12 protein-coding genes are annotated in these 18,540 nt (G+C 49.1%); 4 read left to right on the plus strand and 8 right to left on the minus strand.

Annotated features, from left to right (window positions below; all coding sequences use genetic code 11):
- From H141_RS0107335 to H141_RS0107350, 4 genes are all read right to left on the minus strand, one after another.
- Window positions 1-1,827 (minus strand): DUF294 nucleotidyltransferase-like domain-containing protein, encoded by a 1,827-nt coding sequence (locus H141_RS0107335; protein ID WP_019675605.1) that lies wholly within the window; start codon window positions 1,825-1,827, stop codon window positions 1-3.
- Window positions 1,828-1,855: 28 nt separating this feature from the next.
- Window positions 1,856-2,383, minus strand: coding sequence for a hypothetical protein (locus H141_RS0107340; RefSeq protein ID WP_019675606.1), 528 nt, complete (start codon window positions 2,381-2,383; stop codon window positions 1,856-1,858).
- Window positions 2,384-2,486: 103 nt separating this feature from the next.
- A complete protein-coding gene (locus tag H141_RS0107345) occupies window positions 2,487-4,268 on the minus strand; it encodes a sodium:solute symporter family protein (RefSeq protein ID WP_019675607.1) in 1,782 nt (593 codons plus the stop codon).
- 5 nt (window positions 4,269-4,273) lie between these two features.
- Window positions 4,274-4,537 carry a DUF4212 domain-containing protein gene (locus tag H141_RS0107350; RefSeq protein WP_019675608.1) on the minus strand — a complete coding sequence of 88 codons (264 nt, stop codon included), beginning with the start codon at window positions 4,535-4,537 and terminating at the stop codon, window positions 4,274-4,276.
- 155 nt (window positions 4,538-4,692) lie between these two features.
- Between H141_RS0107350 and H141_RS0107355 the strand changes: the two genes are divergently transcribed.
- Window positions 4,693-8,256, plus strand: a complete 3,564-nt coding sequence (locus H141_RS0107355) for a PAS domain-containing hybrid sensor histidine kinase/response regulator (RefSeq protein ID WP_019675609.1) — start codon at window positions 4,693-4,695, stop codon at window positions 8,254-8,256.
- Between the two features lie 38 nt (window positions 8,257-8,294).
- On the opposite strand, the gene H141_RS0107360 is transcribed toward H141_RS0107355, so the two are convergent.
- Together H141_RS0107360 and acs are read right to left on the minus strand one after the other, a co-directional pair.
- Entirely contained in the window at window positions 8,295-8,969 is a 675-nt protein-coding gene (locus H141_RS0107360) for a LuxR C-terminal-related transcriptional regulator (RefSeq protein WP_019675610.1), read from the minus strand.
- Window positions 8,970-9,071: 102 nt separating this feature from the next.
- Window positions 9,072-11,027, minus strand: coding sequence for an acetate--CoA ligase (gene acs / locus H141_RS0107365; RefSeq protein WP_019675611.1), 1,956 nt, complete (start codon window positions 11,025-11,027; stop codon window positions 9,072-9,074).
- A gap of 255 nt (window positions 11,028-11,282) precedes the next feature.
- Between acs and H141_RS0107370 the strand changes: the two genes are divergently transcribed.
- Window positions 11,283-12,446, plus strand: a complete 1,164-nt coding sequence (locus H141_RS0107370; RefSeq protein WP_026349299.1) for a DcaP family trimeric outer membrane transporter — start codon at window positions 11,283-11,285, stop codon at window positions 12,444-12,446.
- Window positions 12,447-12,519: 73 nt separating this feature from the next.
- On the opposite strand, the gene rne is transcribed toward H141_RS0107370, so the two are convergent.
- Complete coding sequence (gene rne / locus H141_RS0107375; protein ID WP_026349300.1) at window positions 12,520-15,759, minus strand: ribonuclease E; 3,240 nt, start codon at window positions 15,757-15,759, stop codon at window positions 12,520-12,522.
- 483 nt (window positions 15,760-16,242) lie between these two features.
- On the opposite strand from rne, the gene rluC reads away from it, so the two are divergent.
- The gene (rluC, locus tag H141_RS0107380) at window positions 16,243-17,196 is read left to right on the plus strand and encodes a 23S rRNA pseudouridine(955/2504/2580) synthase RluC (protein WP_019675614.1); all 954 of its coding nucleotides are present in this window, start codon (window positions 16,243-16,245) and stop codon (window positions 17,194-17,196) included.
- 16 nt (window positions 17,197-17,212) lie between these two features.
- On the plus strand, window positions 17,213-17,857 hold the full coding sequence (locus tag H141_RS0107385) for an HAD-IA family hydrolase (RefSeq protein WP_019675615.1): 645 nt from the start codon (window positions 17,213-17,215) through the stop codon (window positions 17,855-17,857).
- Here H141_RS0107385 and H141_RS0107390 read toward each other — a convergent pair.
- The gene (locus H141_RS0107390; RefSeq protein WP_019675616.1) at window positions 17,854-18,456 is read right to left on the minus strand and encodes a Maf family protein; all 603 of its coding nucleotides are present in this window, start codon (window positions 18,454-18,456) and stop codon (window positions 17,854-17,856) included. The two genes, H141_RS0107385 and H141_RS0107390, sit on opposite strands and share 4 nt — an antisense overlap.
- Window positions 18,457-18,540: the final 84 nt, after the last annotated feature.

The raw sequence follows: 18,540 nt of genomic DNA on the forward strand, positions 1-18,540 counted from the left end.
TTACAAGTCCCTGCAGAAACGATGCTTTAACGAGGACTGGGCATCATTAATTACCGTCAGGCTGTCTTTCAGCTGATGCCGCTGTAAACCGGATAACACATTAGGGTCGAGCAAGTTACTGACGTCATGACCCTGAATCAGATCATGCTGATGCTTGTCCCAGCGCAGTTGGGCCAGCACATCAAAGGCGTCAGATAAATTCTGGGTGTCCTTGCTGTCCATCACCCCGCTGGCGGCAAGTTGCACCAAACGCTGCCGGGTATTAATCTCGCTGATCCCGGCTGACAGCGCATACACCCTGACAATGTCGGTGATCAGGCTAATCCCGCGTTTTTTTAAATCCAAACCTTTTTTCTGCTTGCCGTCATGTTCCAGAATAAAATTTCGCAAAAAGCTTAACGGTGCAGTGCGTTGCAATGCAGTTTGCGCCAGGTGGTATAAAAACAACGCGTTATCTTGGGTTTTAGCCAGAATATCCTGTTGCAGCGCGTTAAACAGGCCTTTACTGCCTTCTATCACCCGCAAATCGAAGAAGATACTGGATTTAAGCAAGGCTTCAGGGGTAGGGCTGCTAACCCATTTGCCGAATTGTCCGGACCAGCCTTTTAAGCTTAAACGCAGCGCACTGTTGGAGGCCATAATGTTGCCCGGGCACAGAATAATGCCACAGCGGGCTAAGCCCTGGCATACAAAGTCGGCCAGCGCGGCAAAGTAATCTGCTACTGCACCAACCGGCTCTTTTTCAAGTAATAAAGCGTTGTCCTGATCAGCATTTAAGCTTTGGTCCATCCTGCCTTGCGAGCCAAATGCCAGCCAGCTGAACACACAGGGAGGCGGGCCCAGTTCAAGTTGAGCTAACGTAATCAGCCGTTGGGTCAGGGCATCGGTAATAGTGGTAATAATATGCCCGGCTTCGTGCGCCGGTACCTGCTGCTTACCCAGAGTAAGTGCCAGACTGCTTACCTGGCTGGCGCAATGCTCCAGGCCGTCAACACTGGTCTGGCGGTGAATTTCACCAATCAGATAAACCGGGTGGTCTTGTTGTGAACGAATAATATCGGTGGCGGTAATCATTGAATAGCTTTGTTGCTTATCCATTACCGGTAAGTGGTGCACATTATGCCGGCTCATCAGTTGCACGGCTTCAAACAGGTAGGCATGTTTATCAATGGTATGCGGTTTAGCCGTCATTACCTGTTGCACCTGAGTTTGAGCCGGTAAATTTGCCGCTAACACCCGGCTGCGCAGGTCGCGGTCGGTAATAATCCCAACCAGGCGTTCTTCCTGTTCTACCAGCAGCGACGACACCCGTTTTTCGGTCATTAAACTGGCTGCTTGCTGTACGGTCTGCTCACCATTTATTGCAATTTTGCGGGCTTGTACCACATCACTTATTTTCAGGGTGAAGCGGGAGTTACCTTGCTGAGCTTTGTATTGGTGCAGGCGCCGGCTGAATAAACGCTGAAAGAATATATCAATGTTTTTATACTGATAACGTATCTGATGAAATGCATCGGCGCTTAGCCAGTAAACCAGGCCGTCTTCTTCACAAACCAGATTGTCATTATCAGTCAGGCCGGTTAGTAATAATTGATAACCATAAAAATCGCCTTGTTCCAATTTAGTTAATAAGGTTTGCTGGTCGCTGTATAGCGCAAAAATGCCCGTACGGACGATCATTAACCGCTCAGCGCTAAGTTGCACTGTTTCACCATTCTGGCAGTAGTAAACACTGATGTTGCCGGCCAGGTTGGCCAGCTGGGCAGAATCTAGCTGATCAAAAGGAGTGGTACCAGCTAAAAAGGTCGTAACCTCAGCGACTTCCATATAACCTCAGCGTATTTTAAGTGATAATTTACACTGTCTGGCGTTGACACAACGCCAACAATAACGGGTCGTTTTTATCTAGTTTATGCCAGGCCGCGTTGACGGTTTCACCTGGTGCCGGAATTTGTAACTGATCAGTAAAATCAGCGCGGGCTTGTTGCTGACAATGTACGACTTGTGGCACCCGTTTGGCTGACAGCCGGCGTTCAAAAAAATATAAATCTACCAGCCAGACTGCATTGTTACGTTGGTTTGGTGCGGCATTGGCAATGTCGGCCGCAATAAAGCGTAATGTTTGCGGATAAACATAGCTCCAGGGCCGCCAAATTGCTTGTTGTTCTACAGTTCGAACCACCACTACGCCTTCTGGTAGCAATCCTGCCTGGTGTTGAAACCAGCTGTATTCACTTTGTATCTGAAAACTTAGCATACCCAGACCAGCAAAAGCGGGAATGAGCCAGCGTGGCGCTTTTTTTCTGCTGATAAAACGGATGGCCAGCGCTATACCTGCTGCACCCAAACCGGCAAAAATTGTCGCGATTAATTCCCATAACATAGGGTAGTCCTGCTTAGAATCTTGCTTTAAAAAGGCGGGCTTTCAATTGAAAGCCCGCTACTACTTCAACATTGTTATGCTGACACTATAACGTAGTGTTAGCTTAGTGGTCTACGGCCTGACCTGCACCGCGTGGGAAGCGAACGCTTTCTACCAGTTCCTGAATTCGAGCTGGTGGTGGCGCTGTCAGGGCTGAGACGGTAAAGGCTACAGCAAAGTTAATCATTGCACCTACCGCACCAAACGATAGCGGTGAAATACCATAACCTGTGCCACCAAACAGCCAGTTGTCCGGCGTGTTAGCAAAGGTAGCGGTGCCCGGGATAAAGAACCAACCCAGGTACAGGAAGATATACACACAGGTAGAGATTAAACCTGCCAGCATACCTGCGATGGCACCTACATTGTTAACCCGTTTCGAGAAGATACCCATCATCAACGCCGGGAAGATAGACGCCGCGGCAATACCAAAGGCCAGGGCAACTGTCTGGGCGGCGAAGCCGGGTGGGTTCATACCGAGCCAGGTAGCAACCACAATGGCGACCCCCATCGAAATACGGGCAGCCATTAACTCACCTTTCTCGCTGATATCCGGTTTTAACGAACCTTTAATTAAGTCATGGCTGATGGCTGAGGAGATTGCCAGCAACAGACCTGCAGCAGTAGATAACGCTGCAGCTAAACCACCGGCAGCAATTAAACCAATAACCCAGCCTGGTAAGTTCGCAATTTCAGGGTTAGCCAGTACCAGGATATCGTTATTTACCGTCAACTCGTTGCCGTTCCAGCCACGCTCAGCAGCCGTAGCAGCGAAAGCAGGGGTGTCGTTGTATACCTGGATCCGACCATCACCGTTTTTATCATCAAACTTAATTAAACCAGTAGTTTCCCAGGTTTTCATCCAGTCTGGCCGTTCAGCATATTGGATTGCATCAGCCGTTGGACCTGCCGGATAAATAGTATTCATCAGGTTTAAACGAGCCATTGAAGCAACAGCAGGTGCAGTTAAATACAGCAGGGCAATAAACACCAGGGCCCAACCAGCAGACCAGCGGGCATCAGCTACTTTAGGTACGGTGAAAAAACGAATAATAACGTGTGGTAAACCGGCAGTACCGATCATCAATGACAGAGTAAACAAGACCATGTTGAGTTTGTTGTCTACATCAGCAGTGTAGTCACGGAAGCCCAGTTCACGCACAACTTCATCAAGTTTTGCAAGTAACGGCATGCCAGATTCGGTATGTTCAGCGAATAAACCCAATGGTGGCAAGAAGTTACCGGTTAGCTGCAGTGAAATAAATACTGCAGGAATGGTATAGGCAATAATCAGAACCACATACTGTGCTACCTGAGTATAAGTAATCCCTTTCATGCCACCCATAACGGCGTACAGGAACACAATTACCGCAGCAATAATCAGGCCCATGTCACTACTCACTTCCAGGAAACGTGAGAAGGCCACACCGGCACCAGTCATCTGGCCTATAACATAGGTCACAGAGGCAATAATCAGACAAGCTACTGCAACCAGGCGGGCGCCGGTACTGTAAAAGCGGTCGCCGATAAAGTCAGGCACAGTAAACTTGCCGAACTTACGCAGGTAGGGAGCCAGTAACATCGCCAGTAATACATAACCACCGGTCCAGCCCATTAAGAAAGTAGAATTAGCATAGCCACCAGCGGCAATTAAGCCGGCCATTGAAATAAATGACGCCGCTGACATCCAGTCTGCGGCCGTGGCCATACCATTCACTACCGGGTTTACCCCGCCACCAGCCACGTAAAATTCTTTAGTGCTGCCAGCCCGGGCCCAGATTGCGATTGCGATATAGAGGGCGAAGGAGCCGCCGACAAATATCAGGTTTATTGCAAATTGACTCATCCTGCTTACTCCTCGTCCACGCCGAATTCCTTATCGAGCTTGTTCATTCTCCAGGCATAGAAGAAGATCAACGCGATAAAGGTTAAGATAGAACCCTGTTGCGCAAACCAGAAACCGAGGTCTGTGCCCCCGACTGGAATGCCTGCTAACATTGGCCGCAGCAAAATGCCAAAGCCGTAGGACACTAAAGCCCATATCGCCAGGCTGATAATGATCAAGCGAAGGTTCGCCTGCCAGTATGCCTTAGCGTTGCTGTCATGGTCCGCCATCATATTTCTCCTTTAGTTATTTTTATCGAGCATTGTTAATCTAGCAGCAGTTAACGGGTGCGCCAGCCCGACTTTAGTCGAAGCCTGCTGGCAAGAGATTGACAGCAGGGGTGTTGCAGCCCAAAGTATTGTTATTAAGATAGTAGGAGAAAGCAGTGACGGCATGGACTGTCGCCTTATTGGCGCTGATTTACGTCGGGGGTTTATTCTGGATTGCCAACTGGGGTGAACGCCATGCCGACGACCGGCTTATACGAAAGTATGGGGGGTTAATTTATAGTCTGGCACTGGCGGTTTACTGTACCTCGTGGACTTACTACGGTGCGGTAGGCACTGCAGTTACCCGCGGCTGGGATTATATACCCATTTACCTCGGCCCTATTTTACTGTTTGTTTTCGGCCAGCCATTTTTATTTAAACTTTTATATGTTTCAAAAAAACAAAACGTTACTTCTATAGCCGACTTTATCTCTGCCCGTTATGGTAAACGTAAAAACATTGCCATGTTTTCCGCCATAATTTGCCTTATTGTGGTAGTGCCCTATATTTCTTTGCAGTTAAAAGCAGTGGCCAGCTCTTATCAGGTGTTACTGGGCGGAGATTATACTGACAGTGTTGCTCACTGGTATCAGGATAGCGCTTTACTCAGCGCCATCGCCATGGCCTTTTTTGCGATTTTATTTGGTACCCGCAAGCTGCATTTAACTGAGCAGAACCGTGGGGTAATGGTGGCTATTGCTTTTGAATCTGTGGTTAAACTGTTTGCCCTGCTAACACTTGCCATCGCTGTGTATGTGTTTATTCTGGATACAGATCAAAACGTATTGCAGGCTTTTGCTGCGCATGCCAGCAAGCAGCAGGCCCAGTACAGTACGTCTGGCATAGTTGAATTTACTACCAAAACCATTCTGGCAATGGCGGCTGTGTTCCTCCTGCCACGCCAGTTTCATGTTGCTTTTGTTGAAAACGTTTCCCACCATCACCTGCGCCATGCCAGACGCTGGTTCTCCGGTTACCTGCTGCTGGTTACCATAGTAGTAGTACCACTTGCTGTGGCAGGTATGCAGATGTTTCCTGCTATGTTAGACCAGGCCGACAGTTTCGTGCTGCTGATCCCAACGCAGTCAGGCTGGAACAGTTTAAGTGTGCTGGTTTTTATTGGCGGTTTTTCAGCTGGAACCTCGATGATTATCATTGCTACGTTGGCGCTGAGTACCATGATCAGTAACGACGTGGTGATGCCAAGTTTACTGAAAACCAATCATCGCAAGGGGATGCCGCACGATTACAGCTTACTGATTTTACTGGTACGCCGGGCGATGATCTTGCTGGTGATGGGCTTATCTTATTTTTATTATCAGATATTTGCCCGCAACTATGAGCTGGCAGAAACCGGGCTATTGGCTTTTGCATTGGCTATCCAACTGGCGCCAGCGGTACTGGGAGGCTTATATTGGCGTCGTGGCAACGCCTGGGGCGTATATGCCGGCCTGAGCTTAGGCCTGGTGTTATGGTTCTATACCCTGATGTTACCGCAGCTGGTTAATGCCGGAGTTATTAACAGCGACATTATGCAGCAGGGTATGTTTGGCCTGAGTTGGCTGTCGCCAACCGGCATGTTTGGCATTTCGCTGGACAGTTTAAGTCATGGCGTGCTGCTGTCGCTGGGCTTTAATATTCTTGCTTATCTGGTGGTATCGCTGCTTAGTAATGTTAATTTGCAAGACCGGTTGCAGGCCGTGGCTTTTGTTAAGCCCAACCTGCCAATTGACCATCGTGATACGCCGGCAAGGCGGATCCGCATTCATAATGCTGATTTAAAAATCTTACTGGAGCGCTTTGTCGGCACCAGCCGGGCAATCGAGTGTCTGGCTGAATTTGGCCGCAAACACAAAATCAATCTGCAACTGGACGACTTACCCAGTGTTGGCCTGGTGGAGCATGTTGAACGCGAGCTGGCAGGGGTAATTGGCGCATCGTCTGCTTCAGCTATGGTTAACGCGGTGCTGGAAGGGCGTCAGCTCGGTTTTGAAGATGTGGTAACCCTGTTTGACGATACCACCCAGGCTATTCAGTTCTCCCGTAAAATATTATTCTCTACCCTGGAACATCTGAGCCAGGGGGTCAGTGTGGTTGACCGCGAGCTGAAACTGGTAGCCTGGAATAAAGCCTACCTGGAAATGTTCAGTTATCCGGAGGGCATGGTGCGGGTTGGCCGGCCGGTAGCCGATATTGTGCGACTGAATGCTGAACGGGGTCTCTGTGGCCCGGGTGATCCGGATGAGCATGTCGAAAAACGGATCACCCATATGCAAAAGGGCACCGCCCATGTGTTCCAGCGGGTGCGCCCTGATGGCAGGGTTATCGAAATGCGAGGCAACCCGATACCTGGCGGCGGCTTTGTTACCAGCTTTACTGATATTTCTGAGCATGTAACAGCGGTGCAGGCATTGGCGGAAGCCAAGCAACACCTGGAAGATCGGGTGCAGGAACGCACCCAGACCATCTCTGATATCAACCATGAACTGCTGGCAGAAGTGGGGCGGCGGCGTGCAACCGAGCAGCAACTTTTGCAGGCAAAAGCTGAAGCTGAGGCGGCTAATGCCTCAAAAACCCGGTTTCTGGCACTGGCCAGCCACGATATATTGCAACCATTAAACGCAGCCAGATTATTTACCGCCGCACTTAGTGGTGCTCAGGAAAAGCAGCAGCAAAAAGCTATCCTCAGTCAGCTGGATAATTCATTAAAAGCCTCAGAAGAACTGATTTCAACCTTGCTGGACATTGCCAAACTGGATGATGGTAAGCTTAAGCCCGATGTACAGTCGGTTGCATTGCAGGATCTGTTGTCGCAACTGGCCGATGAATACAGCCTGGTTGCCAGTCAGAAAGGCCTGGGTCTGAAAGTCCGGATGGCGGAACACTATGTAATGACTGACTCAACCTATCTTCGGCGAATATTGCAAAATATGTTGTCAAATGCAATTAAATATACGGTAAAAGGACGCATTCTACTGGGTTGCAGAAAGCGCAGTGATAGTGTGCTTATTCAGGTATGGGATACCGGGCCTGGTATATCAGAACATGATTTAGAGCGGATATTTGAAGATTTTTACCGGATAGACGCGACAGCAAGAGGGCAGCAAGGTGTCGGCTTAGGCCTTGGCGTGGTTCACCGGATGGCGAAATTGCTGGGCCATCCGTTGCAGGTGCGCTCCTGGCCTGGCAGGGGCACGCTGTTCAGTATCAGTTTACCGCTGGCGCAGCGCACCCAACGGACCATGGTGTCGCTGCCTGGTCAGCAAGTGCAGCGACCTCTGCCTGGTTTAACCGTGGTGTGCATTGATGATGATGCTGCTAATCTTGCAGCATTAAAAGTATTATTGGAACAGTGGCAAATAGCCGAAGTAAGTTGCTTTTACGATGATGCAGAATTGTTGGATTATGCTCGTAATGCACCGGCACCCGATGTGATGTTAATTGATTACCAGTTAGGACAGCATGTAAACGGCCTGGATTTGTATCAGCAAATTAAAACATATTGGGGAAATGTCGGTGGTATTCTGGTTTCTGCCTCGCCGCAAGCTGATTTGGCCGCGCAGGCTAAGGCCGCCGGCTTAATGTATCTGGCTAAGCCGATTAAACCGGGTGCACTCAGAGCCAGCCTGAATCATTTTAAAATGCTAAAGCGCAGCAAGCAGTTACCCGGCAATGACTAACCGGCAGCAAGCTTCTGCTGCCAGAGTTTGTCATTAACTCAGCGTTGCTGGGCCATTGCCCGGTCAACCGGGGGTTCCAGCGTCAGGCGCTGTGCCTGGATAACCACCTGGGTACGGTTAGTGCAGCCCAGTTTGCGAAAGATAGCGGTGATATGTGCTTTAACGGTTGCCTCTGAAATATGTAAATCATAGGCAATTTGTTTATTCAGCCAGCCTTCGGTTAAGTAATACAATACTTTATATTGTTGCTGAGTAAGCTGGGCAACTTTGGCTGCTAAATCTAAGTCCTCGCCGGCACTTTGCTCCTGAAAAACTGCTTTTTGCAGGCTGGCCGGTACCCAAAGCTCGCCTGCCAGCACGGCATTCAGTGCAGTACTGATATCCACCGGGTTGGCTGACTTGGGAATATAGGCCGAGGCGCCAAAGGCAATAACCCGCCGGATCACATCCAGCTCCTCGCTGGCTGAAATAACCACGATCGGCAGGCTGGGATAGTTTTTACGTAACTGAATTAAGCCAAGAAAGCCACAATTGCCGGGCATATGTAAATCCAGCAATAGCAAATCGGTGTCGGGGTGTTGTTCCAATGCAGTGCAGGTGGTCTCGAAACTGTCAGTTTCGATGGTCGCCTTAGTGACAAAGGTACTGCTTATCGCATTAATCAGCGCATTGCGAAACAACGGGTGGTCGTCAGCAACGATAAGCTTTGCCATATAAATCCTCCGGTAAGGTCCAGAATTGTAATTATTATAAAGGCCGCAATAGCGGCCTTTTTTGCTGCAACTGGAACAACGTAAGTGTACGCTGTTTATTCCTTACTTACGATTTAAACGGTTATTCACCAAAATTTCAACTACTGATGGGTCGGCAAGGGTAGATATATCACCCAATTGATCATGTTCATTGGCGGCAATTTTGCGCAGAATGCGCCGCATAATTTTACCGGAACGGGTTTTAGGCAAGCCAGATGGTGCCCATTGCACCAGGTCTGGCGTGGCAATCGGGGAGATTTCTTCCCTTACCCAGGCCCGGATGGCTTTGGTTAACTCATCGCTGGGTTCCACACCTACTCTGGGTGTTACATACACATAAATACCCTGACCTTTAATATCATGCGGGTACCCAACCACTGCTGCTTCAGCAATAGCATCATGTGCTACCAGGCAACTTTCAATTTCTGCGGTACCAAGGCGATGGCCGGAAATATTCAGCACGTCGTCTACCCGGCCGGTCAGCCAGTAATAGCCGTCTTCGTCGCGTCTGGCACCATCACCGGTAAAATATACGCCAGCGTATGTACTGAAATAGGTTTGTTCAAACCTGTCATGATCACCATATAAGGTGCGCATTTGCCCCGGCCAGCTATCAAGGATAACCAGATTACCCTCAGCCACACCGTCCAGCTGTTTACCTTCGTTGTCGACAATAGCTGGTTTAACGCCAAAAAATGGCCGGGTGGCAGAGCCCGGTTTCAGTGCCGTTGCACCTGGCAATGGCGTAATTAAAATGCCGCCGGTTTCAGTTTGCCACCAGGTATCAACGATCGGACACTGAGCCAGACCAATTTTTTCATAATACCAGTTCCAGGCTTCCGGGTTTATCGGTTCGCCGACACTGCCCAGAATCTTCAGGGAACTTAAGTTTGCGCCCTCTACCGGAGTGTCGCCATGGGCCATCAGAGCCCGGATGGCGGTAGGAGCGGTATAGAGTATATTGACCTGATACTTATCAACTATTTGGGCTATTCGTTTAACGCTGGGGTAGGTCGGTACTCCCTCAAACATGACGCTGCTGGCACCATTGGCCAGAGGGCCATAAATAATATAACTGTGACCGGTGACCCAACCAACGTCAGCAGCACACCAGTAGATGTCACCATCATGATAATCAAATACATACTGATGGGTCATTGCCGCGTACACCAGATAGCCGCCGGTAGTATGCAGCACGCCTTTTGGTTTACCGGTAGAACCCGAGGTATATAAAATGAATAACGGGTCTTCGGCGTTCATGGGTTCTGGTTCGCAAGTATTACTCTGACTGTCTACCAGTTCGTGATACCAGACATCCCGGTTCGGGTGAAAATCAATATTTTTACCAACGTGTTTTATTACTATAACGTTTTGCACCGGACTGTCGCTGCCAAGATGGCCGAGGGCGGCATCAGTGTTGTCTTTTAAATGGGTTGCTCTGCTGCCACGCAGCGCCTGATCAGAGGTAATAACTAATTTTGAATCACAATCGACAATCCGGCTTCCCAGCGCATCAGGTGAGAAACCGGCAAATACCACTGAGTGCACCGCGCCAATCCTGGCGCAAGCCAGCAAGGCTACAGCCGCTTCCGGGATCATTGGCAAATATATCGTTACCCGATCACCTTTTTTAATCCCCAGCGATTTCATGCCGTTGGCCAACCGGCAAACCTGATCATACAGTTGCTGATAAGTTACGGTTTTCTGTACACCAGGCTCATCACCTTCCCAGTAATATGCGACCTGATCAGCCCGGCTGGCCAGATGACGATCCAGACAGTTGTAAGTGGCATTCAGGCTGCCATCGCTAAACCAGTTAACTTTAACCTTACCTAATTCAAAACTGGTATCTTTAATCTTGCTGTAAGGTGTGATCCAATCAAGACGTTTGCCTTGCTCAGCCCAGAATTGCTCGGGCTGTTCTACCGACTGGCGGTACATGTCCTGATAAATGTCATCTGTGATATGTGTTCTGGCTTTGGCCGTCTCACTTACCGGATAAAGGCTTGGATGTGACATAGTTTCCCCTGTGGATCTACAGTATTTATAATAGATATTATGACTGGTTACTTTCTATCGAATTGAGGCAGCAAATGAAATTAGACCATAGTCTAGCCGAGATTCTAGCCAAGAGTTTAGCCAAGCTTTATCCATTATGCTAACTGCGACTAAAGGCTAATTGCGAACTTTAAGACTGTCACCCAAAGTTGTACCGTCAAAATCCAAATAACGCAAACCAGATGTTATTACAATAATAAAGATGGAGAACTTCAGATGAGACAGAGAAAGACCCTACATGCCCTGGCTGCAGCTTCAGCGATGGCGTTATCGGCCGGTGGTGTTCAGGCTAATGGTTTTAATATTGGCGATACGGATGTAACCTTTGGCGGCTACGTTAAACTTGATGCTATGTATACCGACAGCTCTGACGGTCAGATAGCAACCGGTATTGGTCGTGATTTTTATATCCCGAGCCTGACGCCGGTCGGTGGAGCCGACGAAGGTGGTACCTTTGACTTTCATGCCCGTCAGTCGCGCTTCTTCTTTAAAACCACGACCAAGCTTGAAAATGGTAAAACCCTCGGTGGCCATATAGAGCTAGACTTCCTGGTGACAGCCGGTGGTGATGAGCGGATCACCAATAGTTATTCACCACGCTTACGTCAGGCATTTATTACCTATGATGGTTGGTTATTCGGGCAAACCTGGACCACCTTTATGGATTTAAGTGCGCTGCCGGATACACTGGACTTTATCGGTAATACCGACGCTATGCCATTTGCCCGCCAGGCACAAATTCGCTATACCAGCGGCAATTTTCAGGTTGCTATTGAGAATCCTGAAACCACAGTCACTCCTTTTGGCGGCGGCGGACGCATCACCACTGACGACAATGCCACTCCGGATCTGGTGTTTAAATATGGCCAGAAGACTGAGTGGGGTAACTGGTCGGTTTCGGCATTAGTCCGACAGTTAGCCTATGAAACTGCAAGTTTCGACACCACGACCTCAGCTTTTGGCTTAAGTGCAACAGCAAAAATTTTGTTAGCTAATAATAATGATATCCGGCTCACCGCAACTACTGGTTCTGGTGTAGGCCGTTATATTGGCTTAAATACTGCTAATGGCGCTGTACTTAACAGTAATAACGAGTTGGATGCCATTGATTCCACCGCTTTTGCGATTGCCTACCGCCATAACTGGAACAGTCAGTGGCGCAGTAATCTGGTTTACTCAATGTTAAGCGTTGATAATGACATCGCGTTAACCGGAGCCGGCGTCACGAAAACCACCAGTAGCTGGACAACTAACCTGATTTATCAGGCAGCGAAAAAACTGATGTTTGGGGTTGAATACAAACTTGCTAACCGGGAAGCCGAGTCGGGATTGGATGGCGATATGCATCGCTTACAATTTAGTGCTAAGTATGATTTCTGAACATAAAAAAACCAGCTGTTAAGCTGGTTTTTATCTGGCAGTTTTGAAGAGCCCCCGCATTAGGGGGCTTTTTTTATTCTGCTTTTTCTGGTTTAGTCATTGGCGCACTGGCTGCTTGTCTGGCAAAAGCTGAACCTGCAGGCCGGTTAGAGCTTGTTACCGCTGGCCGTTCTGCCGCGCTGGCCGCTGCCGCTGCCGTTGGAGCTGGCTCAGCAGCAGGCGTCGCATTACTGGTTTCAGGTTTGGCCATTTCTGCCACTACCATGTTACCAAAGCGGCTAGCAGCTTTTGCCGGAGCAGCTTTAGCTACCGGGGCTTGTTCAGCGGCTTGGCTGGCAGCTGGCACTTCGGCCGGCGCCAGGTTCAGCTCCGATTGCTCTGGTGCGCTGTTCTCCACTTTAACTGCCGGGGCTGCTGGCTCTGACTTAACTACGTCTGCTTTAACTACCTCAGTTTCGGTAGTAACTTCAGCTGCGGCGGTTTCAGCCGTTTTACGCTTGCCACGTGGCCGGCCCGGTTTAGCCCTGGCCTTACTGCTTTTGGGCTTGCTTTCAGTCACATCAACACTAGCTTCAGCATCAGTATCAACCCTAACGTCAACTGTTGCCGCTGCTGCATTGTCAGCACTTTCTGCTGGTTTAGCCGCTTCTGCAGGAGCGGCAGCAACTGTAGCTGGTGTAGTGGCAACTTTTTGCTCAACTTTTTGCTCAGCTGCGGTTTCTGCATCAGTTGTTACCGCATCTTCAGCAGCAGTTTCTAAACCCGCAGCAAGTTCCTGCTGGTCTTTTTTCCGCTTCTGGCCCGCAGCACGTAAATGCCGTGGTGAGCGTCGGTTGCGACTGCGTGGCTCGGTAGCTTCAGCGTCTTCCTGCTCAGGTGCTGTATTGCTTTGCTCAGCGGGTTCATTGTCCGTAACATCCGCCGCCGTGCTTTCTGTTGTCAGCTGTTCGGTTACTGCTGATGTTGCAGCAATATCAGCAGCCTGGGGACTTTTTACTGTTTCAGCGCTTGCTGGCTCAGCACTTGATTGCTCAGCCTGGCTTTCAGTTACCTGAGTGTTCAAGGCCGGCGTGTCTGCAACTACCAGCTTTTCAGCCGGGACTTTAGCAGTAGTAACTTGCTCAGTTGCCGTAGCATCAGTACTGGCATTGTCAGTGGCTTGATTCAGCCGCACTGACTTACGTATGTTACGGCGCTGCCGACGTTCTGCAGCAACACTGCGCTCTTTAGGCTCTTCGCTTTGCTCAGCAGCTACCGCCGCGGGTGCTTCAGCTTGCGGTTTGCGATTGTCTTGCTGGCGGCTGCGGTCCTGTGGCGGGCGTGGCGCCCGTTCCTGTTTTGCCGGCGCGGCAACGGTGTTGCTAACCGTGTCATCTTTCTCTACAGCACGGTCAGCCTGGTCGGGACGACGGCGCTTATTATTACGCCGACGGTTATTGTCGTTTTTACCCTCTGCGCGGCTACCGTCACGAACTGCATCACGGCCACTATCGCGATTACTATCACGGTTACCGTCGCGGTTAGTCCGGCCACCATCACGGTTCGATTTGCCTTCTTCTTTGCGGGCAGTATGTTGCTGGCTTGGCGTTTTGCTGTGCTCAGTTTTCGGTTCGCTGCCAGTAATTAAACCTTTAAACCACTTACTCAGTTTGCCAAATAAATCAGGCTGAGCTGCAGTTACCGGTGCAGCTGCAGCCGGTGCAGAGCGGGCCGGTGCTGACTGGGCAATATTTATCGCCGATACGGCCGGTTTCTCTTTTACTACTTCAACACTTGGCTGGTAGGGTTTGCTGATTACATCTGGTGCTTTAACCATGTTATAGCTAACGTCATCCAGCTCTTCATCAATCCGGATCCGAGATACTTCATAGTTGGGTGTTTCCAGGTGTTCATTTGGAATAATGAAAATCTGGATGCCATTGCGTTTTTCAATACGACGTACTGATTCGCGTTTTTCATTCATCAGATAAGTCGCAACCGAAATCGGTACCTGAGCGTGGATCTGGCTGGTGTTATCTTTAATCGCTTCTTCTTCAATTAAACGCAGAATAGATAACGCTGAGCTCTCGGTACCACGAATAGTGCCGCGGCCATGACAGCGCGGGCAAACATGACCGGCAGATTCACCCAGTGATGGGCGCAACCGCTGGCGTGACATTTCCAGTAAACCAAAACGGGAGATCCGGCCAATCTGGACCCGGGCCCGGTCGTGTTTCACCGCATCTTTTAAACGGTTCTCTACTTCACGCTGATGCCGGACCGGCGTCATATCGATAAAGTCGATAACAATTAAGCCACCCAAATCGCGTAAGCGTAGCTGGCGGGCTATTTCATCAGCCGCTTCCAGGTTGGTATTAAAAGCGGTTTCCTCGATATCACCGCCTTTAGTCGCTTTTGACGAGTTGATATCAATAGCAGTCAGGGCTTCGGTACCATCAATTACGATAGAGCCACCTGAAGGTAGCCTTACTTCACGCCGGAAAGCCGTTTCAATCTGGGTTTCAATTTGGTAGTGCATAAACAGCGGTACTTCGCCGTCATACATTTTTACCCGGTGGGCAAAATCAGGCCGGAATTGCTGAATATAAACTTTAGCTTCTTCAAAAATTTTCGGGTTATCAATCAGGATTTCGCCAACGTCCCGGCGCAGGTAATCGCGGATTGCGCGAAATACCACATTACTTTCCTGGTGAATTAAGAAGGGGGAAGGCCGCTTTGCTGCTTCGTCGGTAATGGCCGACCAATGCTTTAGCAAGGCTTTTAAATCGTAATCCAGCTCTTCGTAAGATTTACCAACACCGGCAGTACGGACAATTAACCCCATACCATCCGGCATGTCTAACTGGCCCAGAGAGTCTTTCAGATCCTGACGTTCGTCGCCTTCAATCCGGCGTGAAATACCACCAGCACGAGGATTATTTGGCATTAACACCAGGTAAGATCCGGCTAAACTAATAAAAGTAGTTAACGCTGCGCCTTTCTGACCACGTTCTTCTTTATCAATCTGAATAATAACTTCCTGACCTTCTTTAACCACCTCTTTTATATTAGGGCGGCCATCGAAGCTATAACCTTTGGGGAAATATTCGCGGGAAATTTCTTTTAACGGTAAAAAGCCATGGCGGTCAGCACCATAATCTACAAAAGCAGCTTCGAGGCTAGGTTCAACCCGGGTGATTTTTCCTTTGTAAATATTAGCTTTTTTTTGTTCATGGCCCGGACTTTCAATATCCAGGTCGTACAGTTTTTGGCCATCGACCAAAGCAACGCGGATTTCTTCTTCCTGCGTTGCGTTTATTAGCATTCTTTTCATTGTTGGGTGACTCTGTTATGCAGCCACAACGCAACCTTACTGGGCACCTGGGTGTTCAGATGTTATCAGGCATTAAATAATGCAGTCTCCCGACTGGGATACCTGAGGGAACCAAATTGTCACTATTTACAGTATAGTTATCTGTTTTCGTTTGAATCTGAAACACACCGCCGTTCGGCGTTGCGTTATAGCAAATTATTCTTGTTGCTCAGGTTACCGGAAACTGTGTTTTGCCGTTGTTGGTAACAAATTACGCAACATTACCTCAGGCAAATGGCGATATTTAAACGCCGGGGCTATAAAAACGTTGGTTTTCACCACGAATTCGGTATGATCACATCCCCTGACGGTGCCGCACAATTTCTCTTATGTCACTTTGAGCGCCCTAATTGCCACGTTTTGGCATAATTAGCCGGGTGATTATCCCACTAATATGCATCGGATAGCAACTTAAAAGTAATTTTAGCAGAGTATTTAAAGCACATGGCGGATGAAATCAAATTACCGATACAAATGATTGAAATCGAAGATGATTTTATCGGTCAGCGAATAGACAATTTTTTGCTGGCACGCCTCAGGGGCGTGCCAAAAAGTGTTATTTACCGGGTTTTGCGAAAAGGTGAGGTGCGAGTTAACAAAAAGCGGGTCAAACCTGAATATAAGCTGCAACAAGCCGACATTGTGCGGGTGCCGCCGTTAACCGTTGCTGCTGAGCCGGATCGGGTATCGGTTAAGTTAAGTCTGGTAAGCGAACTGGAAAGCCATATTCTGTTTGAAGACAATGACCTTATTGTCCTGAATAAGCCTTCCGGAATGGCTGTGCATGGTGGCAGCGGGTTGCAGTTTGGGGTAATTGAAGCAATGCGCGCGCTGCGGCCACAAGCTAAATTGTTGGAGCTGGTACACCGGTTAGACCGCGATACCTCTGGCTGTTTACTGATTGCCAAAAAACGTTCGGTGCTTACCCATTTGCATGCTCAGCTGCGCGATAAAACAGTTGAGAAAAAATACTGGGCGCTGGTCAGTGGTGACTGGGATAACAAAATACGCAAAGTTACCGATGCACTGCGCAAAAATACCCTGCAATCGGGCGAGCGGGTGGTTAAAGTTGACGAAGTTAATGGTAAACCCTCCGAAACCCGCTTCCGGATTTTACAACGTTACGCAGAAGGCACCCTGGTGGAAGCATTTCCGGTGACCGGTCGTACCCATCAAATCCGGGTGCATACTGCCTGTAAAGGCCATCCTATAGCCTGCGACGATAAATATGGTGATAACGCTTTTAGCAGCCAGATGAATCAATTAGGGTTAAACCGGTTATTTTTGCATGCCAAGAGCCTCAGTTTTACCCACCCGAACAGCCTGACCACCATGCGAATAGAAGCGCCACTTGATTCGCAACTGGAAAACGCCCTGACCAAATTAACCAGAAAATAGTTTAGGTAAGAGTTATATGGCAGAAGTAAAGCTAGTTATTTTTGATTGGGATGGCACGGTGATGGACTCGATAGGCCGTATTGTCTCATCGATGCAGGCGGCTGCCGGTTTAACCGGTTTAGTGGTACCGACCAGTCATGCAGTTAAGCAGATTATCGGCTTAAGTCTTGATCCGGCGTTTGCTGTATTGTTTCCGGACACGGATCAGGCGCAGCGCAGCCAGTTATTTGAGCATTACCGCGATCATTACACTATTTACGACACTACACCAACGCCATTATTTAATGGTGCTGAACAGGTGTTAAAAACCCTGGCTGAGCAAAATATTCTGCTGGCAGTGGCGACCGGCAAAGCCAGAAAGGGCCTTGACAGAATGTTTGCTGAAACCGGGCTTGGTCACTATTTTGTTACCAGTCGCTGCGCCGATGAAGCCCAGTCAAAACCGCACCCCGATATGCTGTTACAAATAAGTCAGCAACTGGGAGTGTCACCTGTCAGTGCCATGATGGTAGGTGATACCAGCCATGATATGAAAATGGCCCAGGCGATTGCGATGCCGCGGGTAGGGGTGACCCATGGTGTGCATGGAGCCGAGGTTTTAAGGCAGTTTCAGCCTAAAGCCATTATTGACGACTTACCGGCGTTACTAGCCCATATTTAAGGTGTCGTTAACAGGTTGACACCTTCATTGCGCAATAAATGCAGCAATTTGATCAACGGCAGGCCAATCAGGCTGTTTGGGTCGTCGCCGCGTAAGGCGCTGAACAAGCTGATGCCCAGCCCTTCACTTTTAAAGCTGCCGGCGCAATCCAATGGTTGCTCCCGTTCAACGTAAGCAATAATTTCAGCTTCAGTCAGGTGCCGGAAGCAGACCGTAAAAGGTTCTACCGTTAGCTGACAGTTGCCGGTTGCTGCGTTCAGCAGAGCCAGGCCGGTTAAAAAAGTGACATTGTGGCCACTGAACTGAGTTAGTTGGACAATAGCATTGTCGCGGGTATGCGGCTTACCGATTATCTGGCCATTGAATACGGCTACCTGATCAGAGCCTATAACCAGGCCCTCTTTTAATGTTGCCGCCACAGCCTGTGCTTTAGCCCTTGCCAGCCGCTGCACCAAAGTACTAGCGTCTTCTGCAGGCTTGGGGGTTTCATCGGTTTCAGGTTTAACAGCAATAAAGTTCGGTGTTAGTTTTGCAAGTAGTTGCCGCCGGTAAGGCGAAGTGGATGCGAGATACAGTGGCGGCAAGCTGGTCTGAGCCATTAGAACTCCGGTAAAAGGCCGAAAAAAGGTTATTATGCCAACTCAGTTGGCCTTTCACAAAGTATGGTTTCGCGGCTGCTGATA

The sequence above is a fragment of the Arsukibacterium perlucidum DSM 18276 genome (assembly GCF_000382165.1).
Classification (GTDB): domain Bacteria; phylum Pseudomonadota; class Gammaproteobacteria; order Enterobacterales; family Alteromonadaceae; genus Alishewanella; species Alishewanella perlucidum.

Bases quoted from the DNA above. Each gene is read 5' to 3' on its own strand.
- H141_RS0107335 (WP_019675605.1), bottom strand. From the start codon at position 1,827: ATGGAAGTCGCTGAGGTTACGACCTTTTTAGCTGGTACCACTCCTTTT.
- H141_RS0107340 (WP_019675606.1), bottom strand. From the start codon at position 2,383: ATGTTATGGGAATTAATCGCGACAATTTTTGCCGGTTTGGGTGCAGCA.
- H141_RS0107345 (WP_019675607.1), bottom strand. From the start codon at position 4,268: ATGAGTCAATTTGCAATAAACCTGATATTTGTCGGCGGCTCCTTCGCC.
- H141_RS0107350 (WP_019675608.1), bottom strand. From the start codon at position 4,537: ATGGCGGACCATGACAGCAACGCTAAGGCATACTGGCAGGCGAACCTT.
- H141_RS0107360 (WP_019675610.1), bottom strand. From the start codon at position 8,969: ATGGCAAAGCTTATCGTTGCTGACGACCACCCGTTGTTTCGCAATGCG.
- acs (WP_019675611.1), bottom strand. From the start codon at position 11,027: ATGTCACATCCAAGCCTTTATCCGGTAAGTGAGACGGCCAAAGCCAGA.
- H141_RS0107370 (WP_026349299.1), top strand. From the start codon at position 11,283: ATGAGACAGAGAAAGACCCTACATGCCCTGGCTGCAGCTTCAGCGATG.
- rne (WP_026349300.1), bottom strand. From the start codon at position 15,759: ATGAAAAGAATGCTAATAAACGCAACGCAGGAAGAAGAAATCCGCGTT.
- rluC (WP_019675614.1), top strand. From the start codon at position 16,243: ATGGCGGATGAAATCAAATTACCGATACAAATGATTGAAATCGAAGAT.
- H141_RS0107385 (WP_019675615.1), top strand. From the start codon at position 17,213: ATGGCAGAAGTAAAGCTAGTTATTTTTGATTGGGATGGCACGGTGATG.
- H141_RS0107390 (WP_019675616.1), bottom strand. From the start codon at position 18,456: ATGGCTCAGACCAGCTTGCCGCCACTGTATCTCGCATCCACTTCGCCT.